Source organism: Peribacillus sp. BM1 (genome assembly GCF_056679975.1).
The window spans coordinates 2,577,099-2,594,683 of the sequence record NZ_CM155259.1 but is presented as its reverse complement, the minus strand read 5'-3'; the positions used below and the strand labels follow the sequence as shown (position 1 = coordinate 2,594,683).

Sequence of the window (17,585 nt, the reverse complement as noted above, 5' to 3'; positions counted from 1 at the left end):
GAATGATTTTATCGGTAATGTTCAATGTAGATCACTCCTATAGCGGTTTTTAACGTGGGGAACAATCGTTGACAAAATTATAGGCTGTCTCAAAAAAGGAAGACCTCGGAACAACACACAGTATTACGTCTTATATACGCACTGTATTTTTCGTAGTTGCGGGATCTAAACCATGGTTTTGAGACAGCCTCATGTATGAAAAATTAATTTGTCTTACATTGTTCGTAGATACCTTTTTCTTTTAGGACAGTAATTAGTGTTTCACCCATTACAGATGGGGTTTCAGCGACTTTAATTCCACATTCATTCATAACGCGGATTTTTTCATCTGCTGTTCCTTTTCCACCAGAGATGATTGCACCAGCATGTCCCATTCTTTTTCCTGGAGGAGCTGTGCGCCCACCGATGAAACCAACAACCGGTTTCGTCATATTAGCTGCTACCCATTTCGCAGCTTCTTCTTCAGCAGTTCCACCAATTTCACCAATCATGATGACTGCATATGTTTCAGGATCTTCATTGAATTCTTTAAGCACATCGATGAAGTTTGTTCCATTTACTGGATCTCCACCAATTCCAACTGCACTAGTTTGTCCAATCCCAGCTTGTGTCAATTGATGAACGGCTTCATACGTTAACGTACCAGAGCGAGAAACGACACCAACATGACCTTTTGTATGGATGTATCCTGGCATAATGCCAATTTTACATTCATCTGCCGTAATAACTCCTGGACAGTTGGGTCCAATTAAGCGAGTTTTCTTACCTTCCATATAACGCTTCACTTTCACCATATCCATAACTGGGATATGTTCTGTAATACAAATGGCAAGATCTAATTCTGCATCTGTTGCTTCTAGAATCGCATCTGCAGCAAATGGAGCTGGTACATAAATCACGGATGCAGTGGCACCAGTTGCATTAACAGCTTCAAGCACTGTGTTATAAACTGGCACACCCTCAACTTCAGTTCCACCTTTTCCTGGAGTCACTCCACCAACAATCTTTGTTCCATATTCCAACATTTGTTTTGTGTGAAATAAAGCCGTTGAACCAGTAATACCTTGAACAATGACCTTAGTATCTTTATTAATAAATACGCCCATTTTTGGTCCCCCCTGCCTATTATCCTACAAGTGATACGATTTTTTGTGCACCGTCTGCCATCGATTCAGCAGGTGTTAAATTCAAACCGGAATCTTTCAAAATTTGTTTACCCAGTTCAACGTTTGTCCCTTCAAGACGAACAACAACTGGAACATCAAGCCCTAATTGTTTAGCTGCTTCAACCACACCTTCAGCAATTACATCACACTTCATAATTCCGCCAAAAATGTTTACAAAAATACCTTTTACATTTTTGTCAGATAAAATAATTTTGAATGCTTCTGTAACTTTTTCTGCAGTCGCACCGCCGCCAACATCAAGGAAGTTCGCTGGGTCGCCACTGTAATGTTTGATGATATCCATCGTAGACATCGCAAGACCTGCACCGTTTACCATACAACCGATATTTCCAGTTAATGAAATATAGCTTAAGTCATATTTCGATGCTTCAATCTCTTTTGGATCTTCTTCGCCAAGATCACGGTATTCTAAAATATCTTTCTGACGGAATAAAGCGTTATCATCAAAGTTCATTTTAGCGTCCAATGCCATTACATTTCCGTCACCTGTTATTACAAGTGGATTGATTTCTGCAATTGAACAATCTTTTTCAACAAATGCAGTATATAGACCCAACATGAACTTTACAGTTTTATTGATTAATTCCTTAGGGATATTAATGTTAAAAGCAATTCTCCTAGCTTGGAATGCTGATAAACCAACAACTGGATCAATTACTTCCTTGAAGATTTTTTCAGGTGTCTTTTCTGCCACTTCTTCGATTTCCGTTCCGCCTTCTTCTGAAGCCATTAGAACGACACGCGATGTATCACGGTCCAAAACAAGACCCACATAGTACTCTTTCTTAATGTCGCAGCCTTCTTCAATCAACAGACGCTTCACTTCTTGCCCTTCAGGACCAGTTTGGTGAGTGATAAGCGTTTTTCCAAGAATTTCTTCTGCATATGTACGCGCTTCATCAAGATTTTTCGCAACCTTAACACCGCCCGCTTTACCGCGGCCGCCTGCGTGAATTTGAGCTTTCACAACAACAACTTCTGTTCCTAGTTCTTTGGCGGCCTCAACGGCTTCCTCAACAGTGTATGCTACACGGCCACTTGGAACAGATACCCCGTATTGTTTGAGGATCTCTTTACCTTGATACTCATGGATATTCATTTCCCATCCTCCTTGTCAACTATAAAACTATTAAAATGATAAAACGCAAAACACATATCCCATTTTACACCAAAGTCGAATTATGTACATGATAAACATGTTAAAAAGCCGGAATTAAACAAACAATCATTTTAATCCGTCTCATCGAAATGGTCCTAACTTCTCTTCGGTTTACAGAGAAGCTAATTATATTAAATATAACGTTTTCATATGGGATGAAATAGCTTACGTTTTCATTGTATATAATGGAATTTTACTTGTCTACTTAAACCTACTAAAACTTTTCTACAATTCCTTTTATTCCGAGAATTAGCTAATCCAATAAATGGTCTATAATGGTAAAACCTTGACCTGATTTTATATACTTTAATAGACTTAGATCTTCCTCAATAACTTGGCCTACTACATTTACTTTTCCATTAATCGGCAAATTCCTTTTCACAATTTGCATTTCCCCTTGATAACGACCATACCGTTCATTATCGATCGTTATGCTACCTACTACTCTTTCAGTTGTATTCTCAGGTTGAATGATATAATTCTGGTTCGCGGTATAAATTCTTGATGTTTCTGATCGGATGACATCCCGCGCAGCATCCATACGATTACAATGGTCTAGAGCGATGATGGATTTTGTTGGCGGATGCTGTGAATGTAGGATACTTCTTAGCGGAATTGTACCATCCATTACTTTTTTAAATTGGAAAATGGTATCTTTTTTAAGCGAAATGTCTCCAATCGCCACCTTATCTACACCACATGCATGAATTAACTCAAGATAAGATTGAAAGGGCGATACATTACGGTGTTTCTCGAGTGTAGGCAATCCATCGTAAAGTGGCCCTCTGAGCAACTCATCTCCTGGAGCAAATGCCATTACCTTAAATCCTAATTTCTTAAGCATCGTGTTTTGTTTAATAAAGTCCCTCTTATCAAGACCTGTTTCGATTCGGGGATAATAATTATGCCATGCCTCCGTTTGATTCAGGTTGATATTTTCTTTTAAAAGATCTTGAAAAAAATCAAGATTAATTGTACTCGCATTCAATGCAATCTTCATAGTGTGTGAAAGTTTAGCAATGGTAGAGGGCTCCATGCCATAATCAACCCTTAATCCACTTACTCCCCACTCCTTTATTTCTCCAATGGTTTCCGGTGTAAATCCTAAAAGCTGAAAAGCAATAGGAGAAATGTCGGCCATCAAATCCATATTGTATGATAGCGCCTGTCTACCTAAAGTTTTTAGTAATTTCTTAAAGTGAGTCGAATCATCTTCAGGTATATGAAGTGAGGAGAAAATAAACTGAAATCCCGCCTGTGACATTTCTTTTAGATACGCATCCTGTTCTTCATCACTTATGTGTCCAAGATAAACTGAACATCCTAACATCAACATTCCTCCTACACAAATCATTTAAATTCAAAAAAGAAGAGGGTGTCCCATAACGAAAGGTCAGACCCTTTCGGAACACCTCTTCCCATCACTTAATATTATCAGCCATTCCTTCTTTAAAACCGAAAAGGTAGGTGAAAATAAAGCCAAAAGCATACGCAACTAAAAGCCCGAGAAAATACATCACATATTTCCCATCGATTAGTGGAATAAGTGATAGACCTGATACTCCAATCCCCGTTGAAGCCGTTTGTGCAAATGCCTGGAAAGCGCCGCCCGTTGCACCGCCAAGACAAGCAGTTAAAAACGGCCGCCCAAGTGGTAATGTAACCCCGTAAAGTAAGGGTTCACCAATTCCTAAAAATCCAACAGGCAATCCACCTTTGATAATATTTTTCAATTTCTTATTTTTCGTTTTAACAAAAATAGCAATAGCTGCACCAACTTGACCAGCTCCAGCCATCGCTAAAATCGGAAGCAGAATTGTAACACCAGTACTCGAGATTAATTCCATATGGATTGGGGTTAAGCCGTGGTGAAGACCGACCATTACAAGTGGTAAGAATGTACCTGCTAGTATAAAACCGGCGAATACTCCACCATATTCAATAATCGCATTAATTCCATTTGTAATTCCTGCTGTAAAATAGCCGCCAATTGGCTGGATTAGCAATAACGTTAAAAAACCAACAAATAAGACCGTAATTAAAGGTGTTAAAATAATATCAACGGCATTTGGGATGAATGTACGAACTCGTTTTTCGGTAGCGGCCATCAGCCAGGCTGCAAAGATGACAGCAAATAATCCGCCACGTCCCGGTTGAAGCGCTTCTCCAAACAACTCTACGGTGGCAAGGGCAGGGTTGAAGATGAAGATTCCAGCAATGGCCCCGAGTGCCGGTGTGCCACCAAATTCTTTTGCCGTATTCCAACCGACAAGTACACCTAAGTAGGCAAAAATACCGCCACCCATAAATAATAATAACTGCATCCAAGTTGCTGTAGGATCAACACCTGCGTTCTTGGCAAAGTTGGCTGCTCCATTTATAATACCTGAAGCAACTAAAGCAGGGATTAGCGGGATAAAAATATTACCGATTTTTCTTAGCAAATTTTTAAAAGGTGTATTGTTTTTCGAGCGGATTTCATTATGCTTTATCGTTGCTAAATCATCAAATTTTTCTTCATCCACTTCACCTACAGCAAGACCTGTAAGCGCACTCATTTCTAAAGCCACTTTATTTACCAACCCTGGTCCGATGACGATCTGTAAGGTTTCATCCTCAATAACTCCCATTACCCCTTCTACCGCTTTAATTTCGACAATGTTTGCTTTGCCAGCATCTTTCAACTGCAAGCGTAGTCTAGTCATACAATGAGCAACTTGACTAATATTCGAAGCTCCTCCGACTTTTTCACTTATCTCTTTTGCTAAGCGTTCTTCCTTTCTCATTTCTTTCCCTCACCTTCTCTATTAGATGACTAATTTCCATGAAATAATTTTAATCGAACCAACTCCATTTCCAGATTTTCAGGAGTTGGTTCATTCTATGATGCTGATACGAAAAACATGTTCTAGCCAATTTTAATTTCTGTTAGTATTTTCTTTCATTAATTCCTCGATTGCTGCTTTTAATTTCCCATGATGTTTATTCAATGTTTCTTGTACATCGTTTCCCTCTACCCCTGTTACAATTGATAGAATAGCAGTTTTAACAGAACCATATTTCTGTAAAGCATCCTCTGCGTCTGTTATAGTTGCACCTGTTGCTTCTACGACAATAGCCTTTGCCCGTACACGAAGTTTTTCATTGGTTGGTTGCACATCAACCATTAAATTGTGATACACTTTACCTATTTTAATCATGCTGGCTGTTGTAAGCATATTTAACACTAACTTCTGAGCTGTCCCTGCCTTCATTCGGGTCGAACCAGTAATTACTTCAGGTCCTGTTTCTACAAACATTGATATGTCAGCTGCACTTTCCATTTCCGAGTCGGGACTGCAAATAACAGCACCCACAGTTGCCCCTAGTTCTCTCGCTTGTTTCATCGCTGAAATTGTGTAAGGTGTTCGACCGCTGGCAGCAATTCCAATCACACAATCCTTCTCTGAAACATGTAAGTTTTTAATATCTTCTATAGCTTGTTCTTGGTCATCTTCAGCTCCCTCTACCGCCAATTGGAGCGCTTTCGAACCACCAGCAATAAGGCCAACTACGAGACTTGGATCGGTTCCATACGTTGGGGGACATTCTGAAGCATCAAGAACACCCAATCTTCCACTCGTTCCAGCTCCAACATAAATTAGCCTTCCGCCATTTTGAAAAGAATTCACAATTTTATCAACCATATCGGCGATTTCAGGAAGAATAGACTCAACTGCTGCAGGAACTTTTTTATCTTCCTGATTAATCATTTTTATGACATCAATACTGGAAAGTTCATCAATATTCATCGTATTAGGGTTTCTTTTTTCAGTTAAAATATTGTTTAAATTCATCCAATTTCTCCTCCTCTACATTCGTGCAATAAGCAGGTACTTGTAAAAAATGATTGGAATATAGTTTTATATGAAAATGTATTCCAATCATTTTTTACATATTCACTAAAATAAAAGAGTCAGACTCCACAACTACAATACACAGATTATTGTGTATGAAGTGTGAGGTCAGACCCTTACTTTTTATATCCTAAATTATCATTTTTTTGTTTATTCGCTTCTTTATCCGCTTTATATACAAAAGCAAATACTTCTGCAACCGCTTTGTATAATTCTTCTGGTATTTTTTTATTTATGTCCAGTTTACCAAGTAGCTCTGCTAATGATGGATCTTCCTGAATCGGGATATTATGTTCTTTGGCCGCTTCAAGAATGTTTTCTGCAACTTTTCCTTTGCCTTTTGCAAGTACTTTCGGGACTGAATCTTTTTTTGCATCGTATTGCAGAGCAATCGCTGCTTTTCGTTTATCACTCATATTCGTAAATCCAATCCACTATAAGTATCGTTCATATTAATGGCAACTTGTGACTTTTTCTTTAGCTGTGTCTTTTCAGCCTCATTTTCAAAAACAATACTTGATAACTTATAGTCCATTTCCTCTAAATTTTTCTTTAACACTTCAATAAATGGCGTCACAAGCATTTCAAGCCGATCAGGATGTTCATGGATAATCGACACGTTAACAACACGATTTTGAACGCCCATATCAATGATTGTTTCTTTAAGAGATTCAAGTTCTAAATAAAAGAGAATTCGGCAATATGCCGGGTCTATCGTACCATCTTTTTTTCTTCTTCCCGTCCACTGCATCGTTAAATCAGTTTGATGTGTCCCCATTGTTAATGGAATTTGCATGAACAGCTGTTGAAGCGGACCATTTTCCTGAGCCAGAATTTGCTGGGCTGTAATTCGTTGAATAGCCTGCTCCGCCGAATTTTTAACGGTCATTGACAGATCCTCCTGCATCAATTTCATTAATAATGGTTTTAGCGTTTCCAATTGATTATCGGATACTTGCTTTTCTGTAGCTAAGACGGATTCAAATCCAAATCCCATTTGAGACATGATCTTTTTGAATGAAGAAGATAACGATCCAGCATTCGAAAAATCGACTACTTTAAAATCGTTTTGTAAAACAGATTTTAATGCAACAGCTTGGGGTTCCATTGTATCATTTACGATTTGGTCAGATGTAGCAACTTTTAGTAAAAGTTCACCGATCTTACCGCTTGCCGCTTGAACTGTATCTGGATTATTGTTTAGTAGCTTTATCACTGGATTTTGTCCTTGGTCAGCACTAATAAAAGCCTTCGCTTCAAAATTTGTATGAACAGCCGACAAGAGCGTTTTTGCAAGTGACGTGATATGTAGGTTTTGTCTTTCTCCAGCATTACGTAATAAACGATTTAATTCACTTAATATATCGTTTGTTTCAGTAGGCTGAATGAGTCCTTGACTGGAAAGATACGATAAACTCTCCCTTACGACAGCTGTTGCATTGCTTCTTCCCGAAGGAATGATTTTGTCTAGAAAAGCAGACAGTAACTCTGATTCAGATACATGATGAGGAATTAACCCAGCACTTTGCAGGAGTGTATAGGCTCCCTCACGGACATGAACAGGAGTTTCAGCTTTCAACCATAGCGAAAGGATTTTTTGCATACCTATTTTTTCCATTAATTCTTGTTTCGGAAGTACAAGAGTTTCTAGTAGTGCTTTTGTTTGCGCCGAAGTAGGAGTGTTTTTTTCACTTTTTAATAGGTTCTGAAGAAGAGTTGACAGAATGATATGAAATGGTTTTCCGTTTTCCACAGATTGTAGGGCCATAAATACATCTTTTACAAACGGAAGCTCTTGAACAAGCATCGTTTTAATGATGGTAAGTCCTTGACCCGTTATACTAGAATCCTTAAAAAAACGAAGTGACTCCTCCATAATCTCTTTTGTAATCGGCAATTGATTTTTCAAAAAATAGTCTGCAATGAATGTTGCTTCTTTGCTCTTGCCAAGAGATAGATGTGTTAGTACTTGTTCTGCAGCCTTACTACTTCCCATCTCACTTGAAGCAATAGCTTCAAGTAGCTTTAAACGGACTTGTCCGTCATCTGGTTGCACTTGAAGCCAATATCTTTCTCCAGCCTTCAAAGGTACATCCAAAGCCGCCATAACCATTTGTGAACCAATTTGTACCGATGCCATATTATTCGGAAACAGCTTTGTCATTTTCCCAAGCAAAATTTGGCCACTATGGAATTTCATTTTCCCTTGAAGCCCATCCACCAGTCTTGTGTGCGTTAGTAATTGAGTCGGTTGCATTATGCCACATCCTAAAACCATTCGTTTTATTTCTCTAAGTACGTGTTCATAAAAGAGGATAAAAAAGAGCCGAGAAGTTCAAGGTACGCATCTCTGGAACCTTGCGCGTATGCAGTAACATTTGTGACTGGACTTGCACAGGTTGTGCCGACTTCTATGTTGCGCACAGGACATGCGCGATGACATAATTCTCAAGCTATTTTACCGAACTCTTTGAACATCCTCTCTAAAACATTTCTTTTACAGGTGAAAAACTCCTCCTATGCCATGGAGTGATCCCAAATTGTTCTAATCCTTCTAAATGCGCTTTCGTTCCATATCCCATATTCTTCTCAAATGCATAGTGTGGGTACTGAACTGCATACTCTTTCATCATTCGATCTCGCGTCACTTTTGCTATGATTGATGCTGCCGCAATTGAGATACTTTTACTATCGCCTTTTATTATCGACAGCTGTGGAACAAGAATTTCAAGTTTCATTGCATCAATTAGTAAATAGTCTGGCACTATACTTAGATTCCTTACTGCCATTAGCATTGCTTTCTTTGTTGCTTCATAAATATTTATTTTATCAATTTCTTCGTTATCTATAATACCTGTACCAATTGCCACCGCTTGATCGCGAATGATATCAAAAAAATAATTTCGCTTTGTTTCGGATAACTGCTTTGAATCAGTAAGACCTAGACAATAAAAGTCTTCCGGTAGGATCACAGCACAAGCGACAACAGGTCCTGCGAGTGGCCCTCTACCTACTTCATCAATTCCAGCAACAATTGAGAAACCTTGTTTTCTAAGTTCAGTTTCATTTGTACACATTTGTTTAAATGCCTTTTGTAAATGGAGCTCTTTTTGATAATGATTTTTCCATTTTAGTAAAAGATCACTCACACCTTTTCGATCATCCATTTTACATTGATCAAGAAAAGGATCACTGGGTTCTTTAATTGTAGATAGTCTTTCGGCTATGTCCTTTATTTTCATATTCTTTGTCATTTTTTTCACCTTTGTGTTATTTATCGGCATCTTTATACTTTTCATAATCTGTAATACAAAACTTGTATGGCGTTAAAACACCACCCTTTACCACATATAAGCACACTACACCACCTAATCGCAATGGTGGCGATGCAGAGCCGAAATTTTGGATATTTCTTGATAAAATCAGTATATCTGCTAAGTTGGCTATATTAGTAAGTCGCGAAGACCCGTCCCCATGTCCTCCATACAAAAAAAGCAGGAATTTTCGTCAAACAGTTTGACTGTTTACATGCACTCCTGCTCCTTATTCATTCTTCAGTTTGTTCAATCATATCACTTGGCTTTTCAAAGGTTAATGGGCCCATTTTTTGAGAACGGATTTCGCGAACAACTAGCTCGGCTGTTTTATCGTAATCGACCATTCCCCCAGCTGCTAAGCATCCTCGGAATTTCCCAATCACATCAAATAGCTCCACTGTTTCTGTTGGAATCACTTCAAGATTATAACGTTCCTTTAAACGTGCAGGATATTCTTTTTCTAAAAAGCGGATACCGTATAGAGATATTTCATGTAGATTTAATAAAGTATCTTTAATGGCACCTGTCAACGCGAGCTTCATGCCGACTTCTTGATCCTCAAATTTTGGCCATAATATACCTGGTGTATCCAATAACTCAAGCTCTTTACCAACCTTAATCCACTGCTGTGCTTTTGTGACACCTGGTGTATTACCCGTTTTAGCAATGTTTTTCTTCGCTAATCGATTAATAAGCGTTGACTTACCAGCATTTGGAATACCGACGATCATGGCACGAATCGCTCTTGGTTTGATTCCTTTTGCTTTCATACGGTCAAATTTATCTTTCAGCAGCTCTTTTGATGCCGCGGTAATTTGCCCAAGACCTTGTCCTTCTTGTGAATTAATCGCAATGGCCTTTCTTCCTTGTGACTGATAATATGCGAGCCATTCCTTCGTTCTGGCTGGGTCTGCCATATCAGCTTTATTTAATAAAATAACTCTTGGCTTATGCTGAATAATTTCATCTATCATCGGATTTCGCGATGCTAGTGGGATTCTTGCATCCACTAATTCGTAAATAATATCAACTAATTTTAGTTTTTCCGTTACTTCTCTTCTCGCTTTGGCCATATGGCCTGGGAACCACTGTATCGTCAATGGAATCCACCTTCCTAACTATTCAACCAATCTAAATCTATTAATTGGCCAATATACTAATTTTGTTTTGCCTACCACCTTATCAAATGATACATACCCAATATACCGGCTATCTTTACTTGCGCGTCTATTATCACCCATTACAAAGAGATGCCCCTTAGGTACTGTGTCACTATTGGTAATATCCATTAAGGTAAATGATTCTGTTAACGGACCGCCATCTGTCAGCTGCTTCTTATATTCATCTAAATACGGCTCAGGATAAGCTTTTCCATTCACATATAAGGTATCATCGTTATATTCAACTTTATCTCCTGGAAGACCGATTATCCGCTTTATATAATCTTTACCTTCTGGAGCATGAAAAACGATAATATCAAAGCGATCTGGATCGCTTATTTTGTAATTGAATTTATCGACAATCATTCGCTCTTGTGTATCCAAAGTAGGAGCCATAGAATATCCATCTACAACGATCGGTGCAAATAGGAAATAACGAATGACTACCACAAGAAGAACAGCAATCAAAATCGCTTTTGTCCATTCCCAAATCTCATTCTTTTTCTTTGCCACAATAATCCTCCTTGCAGTGAAGCACTTCTCATTTCACTAGAATATAGGGGATAAGGAAAACTACTAGGTATCTTATACGAGGTCTTTCTCACTTCGGGTACAAAAAAGGAGCCTGATAAACAAGCTCCTAATTTCACCCGCATTAACGGTCGTTTCCCCTATCCAAGCCCAAAGAAGCATGGTGAGAATCAACTATCCGTAAAAGCCCAATCGGTTCAACTGACCGTCGGTGGACCTAATCCCCACCGACGGATGTCTTACCTTATAGAGGATGTTCAAAAAGTCCGGTAAAAATAGCTGTCGAATTTCTCGGCTCTTTTTATCCTCCTTTTTGAACACGCACTTATATACTGTTTCTGTTAAGTTCAATCCTGTTAACAGACAAAATCAATGAGATTATGCTGATTAGCGACGCATTTCTTTAATACGTGCTTTTTTACCACGAAGCTCACGTAGGTAGTAAAGTTTAGCACGACGGACTTTACCGAAACGAACTACTTCTAATTTAGCTACTTTTGGTGAGTGTAAAGGAAATGCACGCTCAACACCAACACCGTACGAAATTTTACGTACTGTGAAAGTTTCGCTGATTCCACCACCGCGGCGTTTAATTACAACACCTTCAAATAACTGGATACGTTCGCGAGTTCCCTCAACTATTTTTACGTGTACACGTACAGTGTCACCAGGACGGAACGCTGGAAGATCAGTACGAAGTTGTTCTTTAGTAATTTCTTGAATAAGTTGTTGCATATTTATCTACTCCTCCCGGATGCTCTTGCCAACATTAGCGTTGCAGCGGAACATCGTTATAAGACTGAACATTATTGCTCAAGTCACGAAAAATATCATATCATAATAATAGAAGAATTACAAGTGTCGTCATTTTTCCTTTTGAATCTCTGCTAGTAATTTTTTCTCACTATCATTTAATGAGTAATTTTCTAACAAATCAGGACGGCGATTCCACGTTCTTCGCAGTGTTTCCTTTGTTCGCCACTCATCAATTTTCTTGTGATTTCCAGAAATAAGCTCGTCCGGTACTTTCATACCTCTAAAATCTGAAGGTCTTGTATAATGCGGATGCTCTAGCAAGCCTGTGGAAAAAGAATCATGGACTTGTGAGTCTTCATTTCCAAGCACACCTGGCAATAGCCGAACAACACTGTCAATAACGACCATTGCCCCCAGTTCACCGCCGGTTAGTACATAGTCGCCAATTGAAATTTCATCTGTTACGACATGTTCTCTAATTCGTTCGTCGTACCCTTCGTAATGACCGCAAATGAAAATGAGATGATCTTCTTTCGCCAATTCTTCTGCCTTCCTTTGATCATAGCGTTCCCCTTGTGGGCAAAGAAGAATGACTTTTGGTTTTGTCTCAGATTGAGCGCTTAAAGCATCCACTGCATCAAAAATCGGTTGCGGCTTCAAAACCATGCCAGCTCCACCGCCATATGGATAATCATCAACAGTCGAATGCTTATTGTCGGCATACTCACGAAAGTTTGTCACTTGAAAGGTTACAGCATCTTTCTCGCTAGCTTTTTTCAATATCGAAGAACCGAAAACACCTTCGAACATTTCTGGAAATAAGGAGAGGACATCAATTTTCATCAATCAAGCAGCCCTTCCATAGGAGTAATGATGATCTTTTTGTTAGCTATATCCACTTCTTTTACAATTTGTTTGATATAAGGGATTAAGACGTCTTTCCCTTTTTTACCTTTCACAACCCAAACATCATTAGCACCAGGTGTTAAAATTTCATGAATTTGGCCAATTTCTTCACCAGCATCTGTGAAAATCATACACCCAATAATTTCATGAAAATAAAATTCATTTTCGTCTAGCTGACCAAGCTGTGTTTCTGGCACTTTTAATATCCCATCTCTTAAAGACTCAGCCATGTTTACATTGTAATATCCTTCAAAGGTCAACAAATCAAAATTCTTATGTTTACGATGGCTCTCAATTGTGAGAGCCATCGGTTTATCATTTCCTTTGAATAGATGTAAAACGTTTTTGGGCTTGTAACGCTCTTCTGCAAAGTCCGTTTTAGATATGACTCGGACTTCTCCTTTGATTCCATGTGTATTTACAATTTTCCCTACATTAAACCAATTTTCCATACTATCACCTCTAACGGATTTCAGAGACAACTCCATCCTTTATCACAATCGTTTTTGTGTGTATGATTTCGTCCCAGTTGTCGCCTATTTCTACACTTACAATACCTTGGATTTCACGTTCTTTTAATTCGCTGCCAATTGGTAATATTTCCAATTGTTCGATTTGAAATTCTATTAGTTTAATTTTATCTTGTCGTTGATTGACTTCTTTTTCGAAGTGGGTACGAAGACTCGCTGGTTGAAAATTTCTCGTCTTCTCTAATTTCTTCAATTCAAAGCGCAATTGTTCCGATTCTTTTTGAAGTTGAAGACGTTTTGATTTGTACTTTTCAAGGAGTTGATTCTTGCTGGTCTCTGTTAATACTTGATTAACCATGACTGATTTGATAATTTTCATTCCAGCGCCTCCTACATGTTTGTATTTCTTTCATGCTAAATCCTTACAATGTGATATGTATAAGTTATTTAGCATTTGCGTTTTTGTTCTATATGTAAGATTAAACAACTTTTAATATGCATGCTTTATTATACCCAATATGTAACGATGATTTCATTGATTTGGATTTACGGCGAGTATATTTCTAGAGTGGTACTATTTTTTTATTACAAAAAAAGGAGGGGTATTAACCCTCCCTTATTCGGAAATCTCCAAATAGATTTTCTTATGCTGTGAGGATCCTGCTGCATATACCACAGTCCGAATCGCCTTAGCTACACGCCCTTGTTTTCCGATGACTTTCCCCATATCCTCCTTATGAACAGAGAGGGTGTAAAGGATTCGGTCATCTTCTTCCCGAGACATTACTTGAACATCTCTCGGGTGATCGACAAGAGCTGAAACAATTGTTTCAATTAAGTCTTTCATCTAGGAAAATTACTTACCTAGTTTTGCATTGTGGAATTTCTCCATAATGCCTTGGTTTGAGAATAAGTTACGTACTGTATCAGATGGTTTTGCACCGTCTTGTAACCATTTAAGAGCAAGCTCTTCGTTGATTTGAATTTGTGCAGGTTGAGTTACTGGATTGTATGTCCCAACAACTTCAATATAACGTCCATCACGTGGTGAACGAGCATCTGCAACTACGATACGATAGAAAGGAGTCTTTTTAGCTCCCATACGTTTTAAGCGAATTTTTACTGCCATTTTAAATAAGCACCTCCGAATAGTTTCACACAAGATAATATATTATCAAATGTCTAGCATGTTTGTAAAGGTTTTTTTCTTAACAGACGTGTGTAATCTGTTAAAAACTTTACATGAACGGGAGTTTAAATCCCTTTTTCTTGCCTTTAGGCATGTTTGTAAATTGTTTCATCATCTTCTTCATGTCCTCAAACTGCTTAAGTAAGCGATTTACTTCTTGAATCGATCGTCCACTTCCCTTAGCAATTCGTTTTTTTCGACCTGAATTGATGACTTCAGGATGTTCTTTTTCTTGAAGTGTCATCGAGCGAATAATCGCTTCGACATGACCAATTTGCTTTTCATCAATAGAAAGATTATCCATCCCTTTGATCTTGTTTGCCCCAGGGAGCATTTTCAGTAAATCGTCAAGCGGACCCATATTTCTCACTTGGCCAAGTTGCTCGAGGAAATCATCGAACGTAAAAGATGCTGTTCTCATTTTTTTCTCAAGTTCTTTAGCTTTATCCTCATCGACGTTCATCTGTGCTTTCTCGATTAAAGTTAGTACATCTCCCATACCGAGAATCCTTGAAGCCATTCTTTCTGGATGGAACGCCTCTAGTGCATCCATTTTTTCACCCATTCCGACAAATTTAATCGGAATGTTTGTAACCGAACGAATAGATAAAGCTGCTCCACCTCGTGTATCCCCATCTAACTTCGTTAATACAACACCAGTCAAACCGAGCTGTTCATTGAAGCTTTGGGCAACATTGACAGCATCCTGACCAGTCATCGCATCAACAACTAGAAAAATCTCATCCGGCTTCGTCAAATCTTTAATGTCCTTCAATTCATCCATTAAGTTTTCATCGATATGAAGTCGTCCAGCTGTATCAATCAGCACATAATCATGATGATCTTCTTTCGCCTTTTCGATCGCCTGTTTTGCTATTTCAACAGGGCTGACTTGATCACCGAGGGAGAAAACAGGCATATTAATTTGTTTACCTAGTGTTTCTAATTGTTTGATTGCTGCTGGACGGTAAATATCAGCTGCAACGAGCATAGGCATTCGGTTGTATTTCTTTCTCAAAAGATTGGCAAGCTTTCCAGTTGTTGTCGTTTTCCCCGCACCTTGTAAACCGACCATCATAATAACAGTTGGCGGACGGGTAGACACGGCAATCTTACTTTGTTCGCCGCCCATCAGCTCAGTTAATTCTTCTTTAACGACTTTTATGACCTGCTGACCAGGGGTTAAGCTTTTGAGAACTTCCTGGCCTACCGCTCTCTCACTCACACGTTTGACAAAATCTTTGACAACCTTAAAGTTAACATCGGCTTCAAGAAGCGCTAATCTAACCTCGCGCATCATTTCCTTTACGTCCGCCTCGTTAACCTTTCCTTTGCCGCGAATCTTTTGCATGGTGCCTTGCAGTCGGTCGGCTAATCCTTCAAATGCCATACATACCGCCTCCTAATCTAATTTCTCAAGCTCGGAAATCGCTATTATAAGGGTTTCATGCGATAGTGAACCTTCATCCACCATCTTTTTCACCTTGGAAATCCATTCATTACGCTCTTGAAATTTTTGGAATAGCAATAATTTCGCTTCATATTCCTCTAGCATTGCTTCAGTTCGTTTTATATTGTCATAGACTGCCTGCCTGCTTACCTCATATTCGTTTGCAATCTCGCCTAGAGAGTAGTCATCCAGATAATAGAGGGACATATAGCTCTGTTGTTTTTCAGTTAACAATGTTTGGTAGAAATCATACAGATAATTAATCCGCATTGTCTTCTCGAGCATAAGTGTAACCCCCTGCCTGTTAAGTGAAAACCCTTTACAAGTTTATAGTTTACCTGCTTATTATTCCGATGTCAAGCTGAAACCTTTACAGAATAAAGTTTCTGAATTTTTTTACTTGGTGCAAACGCTACATATATTCTTCCGTTTCGGATTTACCGATTTTCCAAAAAATAGAGGTTACTTTCAGGGATGATATCAACTTCTATTCTTAATGTTTAGGACGTTGCCTCAAAGGAAATTAGCTTATTTACCAGATTATCTAAGTTACGTTCTAGGCTTCTTGTTCGATTACATCAGCAAAAAGTCCGTACACATATTTTTCAGCGTCGAATTCCTGTAAGTCATCCATTTTTTCACCAAGACCGACGAATTTAACGGGAATTTTCAATTCATTGCGAATGGCTAGGACGATACCGCCTTTTGCAGTCCCATCAAGCTTCGTTAATACAATTCCAGAAACATTCGTAGCTTCCTTGAATGTTTTCGCTTGAATTAACGCATTTTGTCCCGTCGTAGCATCTAAAGCAAGCAGCACTTCATGTGGGGCTCCAGGTATTTCTCTTTCAATCACACGCTTTACTTTTTCTAATTCTTTCATCAGGTTTACTTTGTTTTGAAGTCGACCTGCTGTATCACATATTAGTATATCAGCTTTCCTCGCCTTAGCAGATTGAACAGCGTCATACATCACAGCTGCAGGATCAGATCCTTCCCCTTGCTTAATGACTTCAACACCTACGCGTTCACCCCATACTTCCAACTGTTCAATCGCTCCAGCACGGAATGTATCACCAGCAGCAAGCAGAACAGATTTACCTTCGGACTTAAATTTGTGAGCAAGTTTGCCAATTGTTGTCGTTTTCCCGACACCATTCACACCAACAAATAAAATAACAGTAAGTGCATCCTTTTGCAGATTTAATGTAGATGAGCCTTCATCATCACTGTTATAGATTTCAACCAACTTCTCAGAAATGACAGCCTGTACTTCCTTAGTATCTGAAATATTGCGACGCTTCACTTCCATTTTGAGTTCGTCAATCAGTTCCATAACCGTTTCAAAACCAACATCTGCACCAATGAGAATTTCTTCTAGTTCTTCAAAAAACTCTTCATCCACTTTTCTATAACGAGCAACAAGATCATTTACTTTTCCAGCAAATGAATCTCTCGTTTTCGTTAAGCCTTCTTTAAATTTTTCGGAAACTGAATCGGTTTGTGTTGTGAATTTCTCTTTAAGCTTTTTTAAAAAACTCATCTAATCACTTCCTCCATTTAT

Annotated in this window: 19 protein-coding genes; all 19 read right to left on the bottom strand. The window is 38.6% G+C overall.

All coding sequences use genetic code 11. The features are described from left to right. Positions 1 to 203: 203 nt before the first annotated feature. On the bottom strand, positions 204 to 1,106 hold the full coding sequence (gene sucD, locus AC1MGI_RS12460) for a succinate--CoA ligase subunit alpha (protein ID WP_480345532.1): 903 nt from the start codon (positions 1,104 to 1,106) through the stop codon (positions 204 to 206). A gap of 19 nt (positions 1,107 to 1,125) precedes the next feature. After that, a complete protein-coding gene (gene sucC, locus AC1MGI_RS12455; protein WP_480345531.1) occupies positions 1,126 to 2,286 on the bottom strand; it encodes an ADP-forming succinate--CoA ligase subunit beta in 1,161 nt (386 codons plus the stop codon). A 313-nt stretch (positions 2,287 to 2,599) separates the two neighbouring features. Further along, positions 2,600 to 3,676, bottom strand: coding sequence for a DUF871 domain-containing protein (locus AC1MGI_RS12450; protein WP_480345530.1), 1,077 nt, complete (start codon positions 3,674 to 3,676; stop codon positions 2,600 to 2,602). A gap of 91 nt (positions 3,677 to 3,767) precedes the next feature. Beyond that, positions 3,768 to 5,132: a PTS transporter subunit EIIC gene (locus AC1MGI_RS12445; protein WP_480345529.1), complete on the bottom strand. Its 1,365-nt coding sequence runs from the start codon at positions 5,130 to 5,132 to the stop codon at positions 3,768 to 3,770. A 132-nt stretch (positions 5,133 to 5,264) separates the two neighbouring features. Next, positions 5,265 to 6,182 carry an N-acetylmuramic acid 6-phosphate etherase gene (gene murQ, locus AC1MGI_RS12440; RefSeq protein ID WP_480345528.1) on the bottom strand — a complete coding sequence of 306 codons (918 nt, stop codon included), beginning with the start codon at positions 6,180 to 6,182 and terminating at the stop codon, positions 5,265 to 5,267. A 176-nt stretch (positions 6,183 to 6,358) separates the two neighbouring features. Continuing rightward, the gene (locus tag AC1MGI_RS12435; protein WP_480345527.1) at positions 6,359 to 6,658 is read right to left on the bottom strand and encodes an EscU/YscU/HrcU family type III secretion system export apparatus switch protein; all 300 of its coding nucleotides are present in this window, start codon (positions 6,656 to 6,658) and stop codon (positions 6,359 to 6,361) included. Continuing rightward, positions 6,655 to 8,499 carry a hypothetical protein gene (locus AC1MGI_RS12430; protein WP_480345526.1) on the bottom strand — a complete coding sequence of 615 codons (1,845 nt, stop codon included), beginning with the start codon at positions 8,497 to 8,499 and terminating at the stop codon, positions 6,655 to 6,657. Before AC1MGI_RS12430 ends, AC1MGI_RS12435 begins: the two co-directional genes overlap by 4 nt. A 226-nt stretch (positions 8,500 to 8,725) precedes the next feature. Further along, on the bottom strand, positions 8,726 to 9,496 hold the full coding sequence (locus AC1MGI_RS12425; RefSeq protein ID WP_480345525.1) for a ribonuclease HII: 771 nt from the start codon (positions 9,494 to 9,496) through the stop codon (positions 8,726 to 8,728). Positions 9,497 to 9,789: 293 nt separating this feature from the next. Then, entirely contained in the window at positions 9,790 to 10,659 is an 870-nt protein-coding gene (gene ylqF, locus AC1MGI_RS12420; protein ID WP_480345524.1) for a ribosome biogenesis GTPase YlqF, read from the bottom strand. Positions 10,660 to 10,677: 18 nt separating this feature from the next. Further along, complete coding sequence (gene lepB, locus AC1MGI_RS12415) at positions 10,678 to 11,232, bottom strand: signal peptidase I (RefSeq protein ID WP_062181223.1); 555 nt, start codon at positions 11,230 to 11,232, stop codon at positions 10,678 to 10,680. Positions 11,233 to 11,637: 405 nt separating this feature from the next. Then, positions 11,638 to 11,985, bottom strand: coding sequence for a 50S ribosomal protein L19 (rplS, locus tag AC1MGI_RS12410; protein WP_049680758.1), 348 nt, complete (start codon positions 11,983 to 11,985; stop codon positions 11,638 to 11,640). Positions 11,986 to 12,114: 129 nt separating this feature from the next. Continuing rightward, complete coding sequence (gene trmD / locus AC1MGI_RS12405; protein WP_062183317.1) at positions 12,115 to 12,849, bottom strand: tRNA (guanosine(37)-N1)-methyltransferase TrmD; 735 nt, start codon at positions 12,847 to 12,849, stop codon at positions 12,115 to 12,117. Further along, on the bottom strand, positions 12,849 to 13,364 hold the full coding sequence (gene rimM, locus AC1MGI_RS12400) for a ribosome maturation factor RimM (RefSeq protein WP_062181227.1): 516 nt from the start codon (positions 13,362 to 13,364) through the stop codon (positions 12,849 to 12,851). Before rimM ends, trmD begins: the two co-directional genes overlap by 1 nt. Before the next feature lie 10 nt (positions 13,365 to 13,374). Further along, positions 13,375 to 13,761 (bottom strand): YlqD family protein, encoded by a 387-nt coding sequence (locus AC1MGI_RS12395; protein ID WP_062181230.1) that lies wholly within the window; start codon positions 13,759 to 13,761, stop codon positions 13,375 to 13,377. Positions 13,762 to 13,998: 237 nt separating this feature from the next. Continuing rightward, positions 13,999 to 14,229, bottom strand: coding sequence for a KH domain-containing protein (locus tag AC1MGI_RS12390; RefSeq protein ID WP_403073292.1), 231 nt, complete (start codon positions 14,227 to 14,229; stop codon positions 13,999 to 14,001). Between the two features lie 9 nt (positions 14,230 to 14,238). After that, complete coding sequence (gene rpsP / locus AC1MGI_RS12385) at positions 14,239 to 14,511, bottom strand: 30S ribosomal protein S16 (protein WP_049680754.1); 273 nt, start codon at positions 14,509 to 14,511, stop codon at positions 14,239 to 14,241. Positions 14,512 to 14,620: 109 nt separating this feature from the next. Continuing rightward, complete coding sequence (ffh, locus tag AC1MGI_RS12380; protein WP_480345523.1) at positions 14,621 to 15,961, bottom strand: signal recognition particle protein; 1,341 nt, start codon at positions 15,959 to 15,961, stop codon at positions 14,621 to 14,623. Between the two features lie 12 nt (positions 15,962 to 15,973). Further along, positions 15,974 to 16,306, bottom strand: coding sequence for a putative DNA-binding protein (locus AC1MGI_RS12375; RefSeq protein WP_062181238.1), 333 nt, complete (start codon positions 16,304 to 16,306; stop codon positions 15,974 to 15,976). A gap of 271 nt (positions 16,307 to 16,577) precedes the next feature. After that, positions 16,578 to 17,564, bottom strand: a complete 987-nt coding sequence (ftsY, locus tag AC1MGI_RS12370) for a signal recognition particle-docking protein FtsY (protein ID WP_480345522.1) — start codon at positions 17,562 to 17,564, stop codon at positions 16,578 to 16,580. Positions 17,565 to 17,585: the final 21 nt, after the last annotated feature.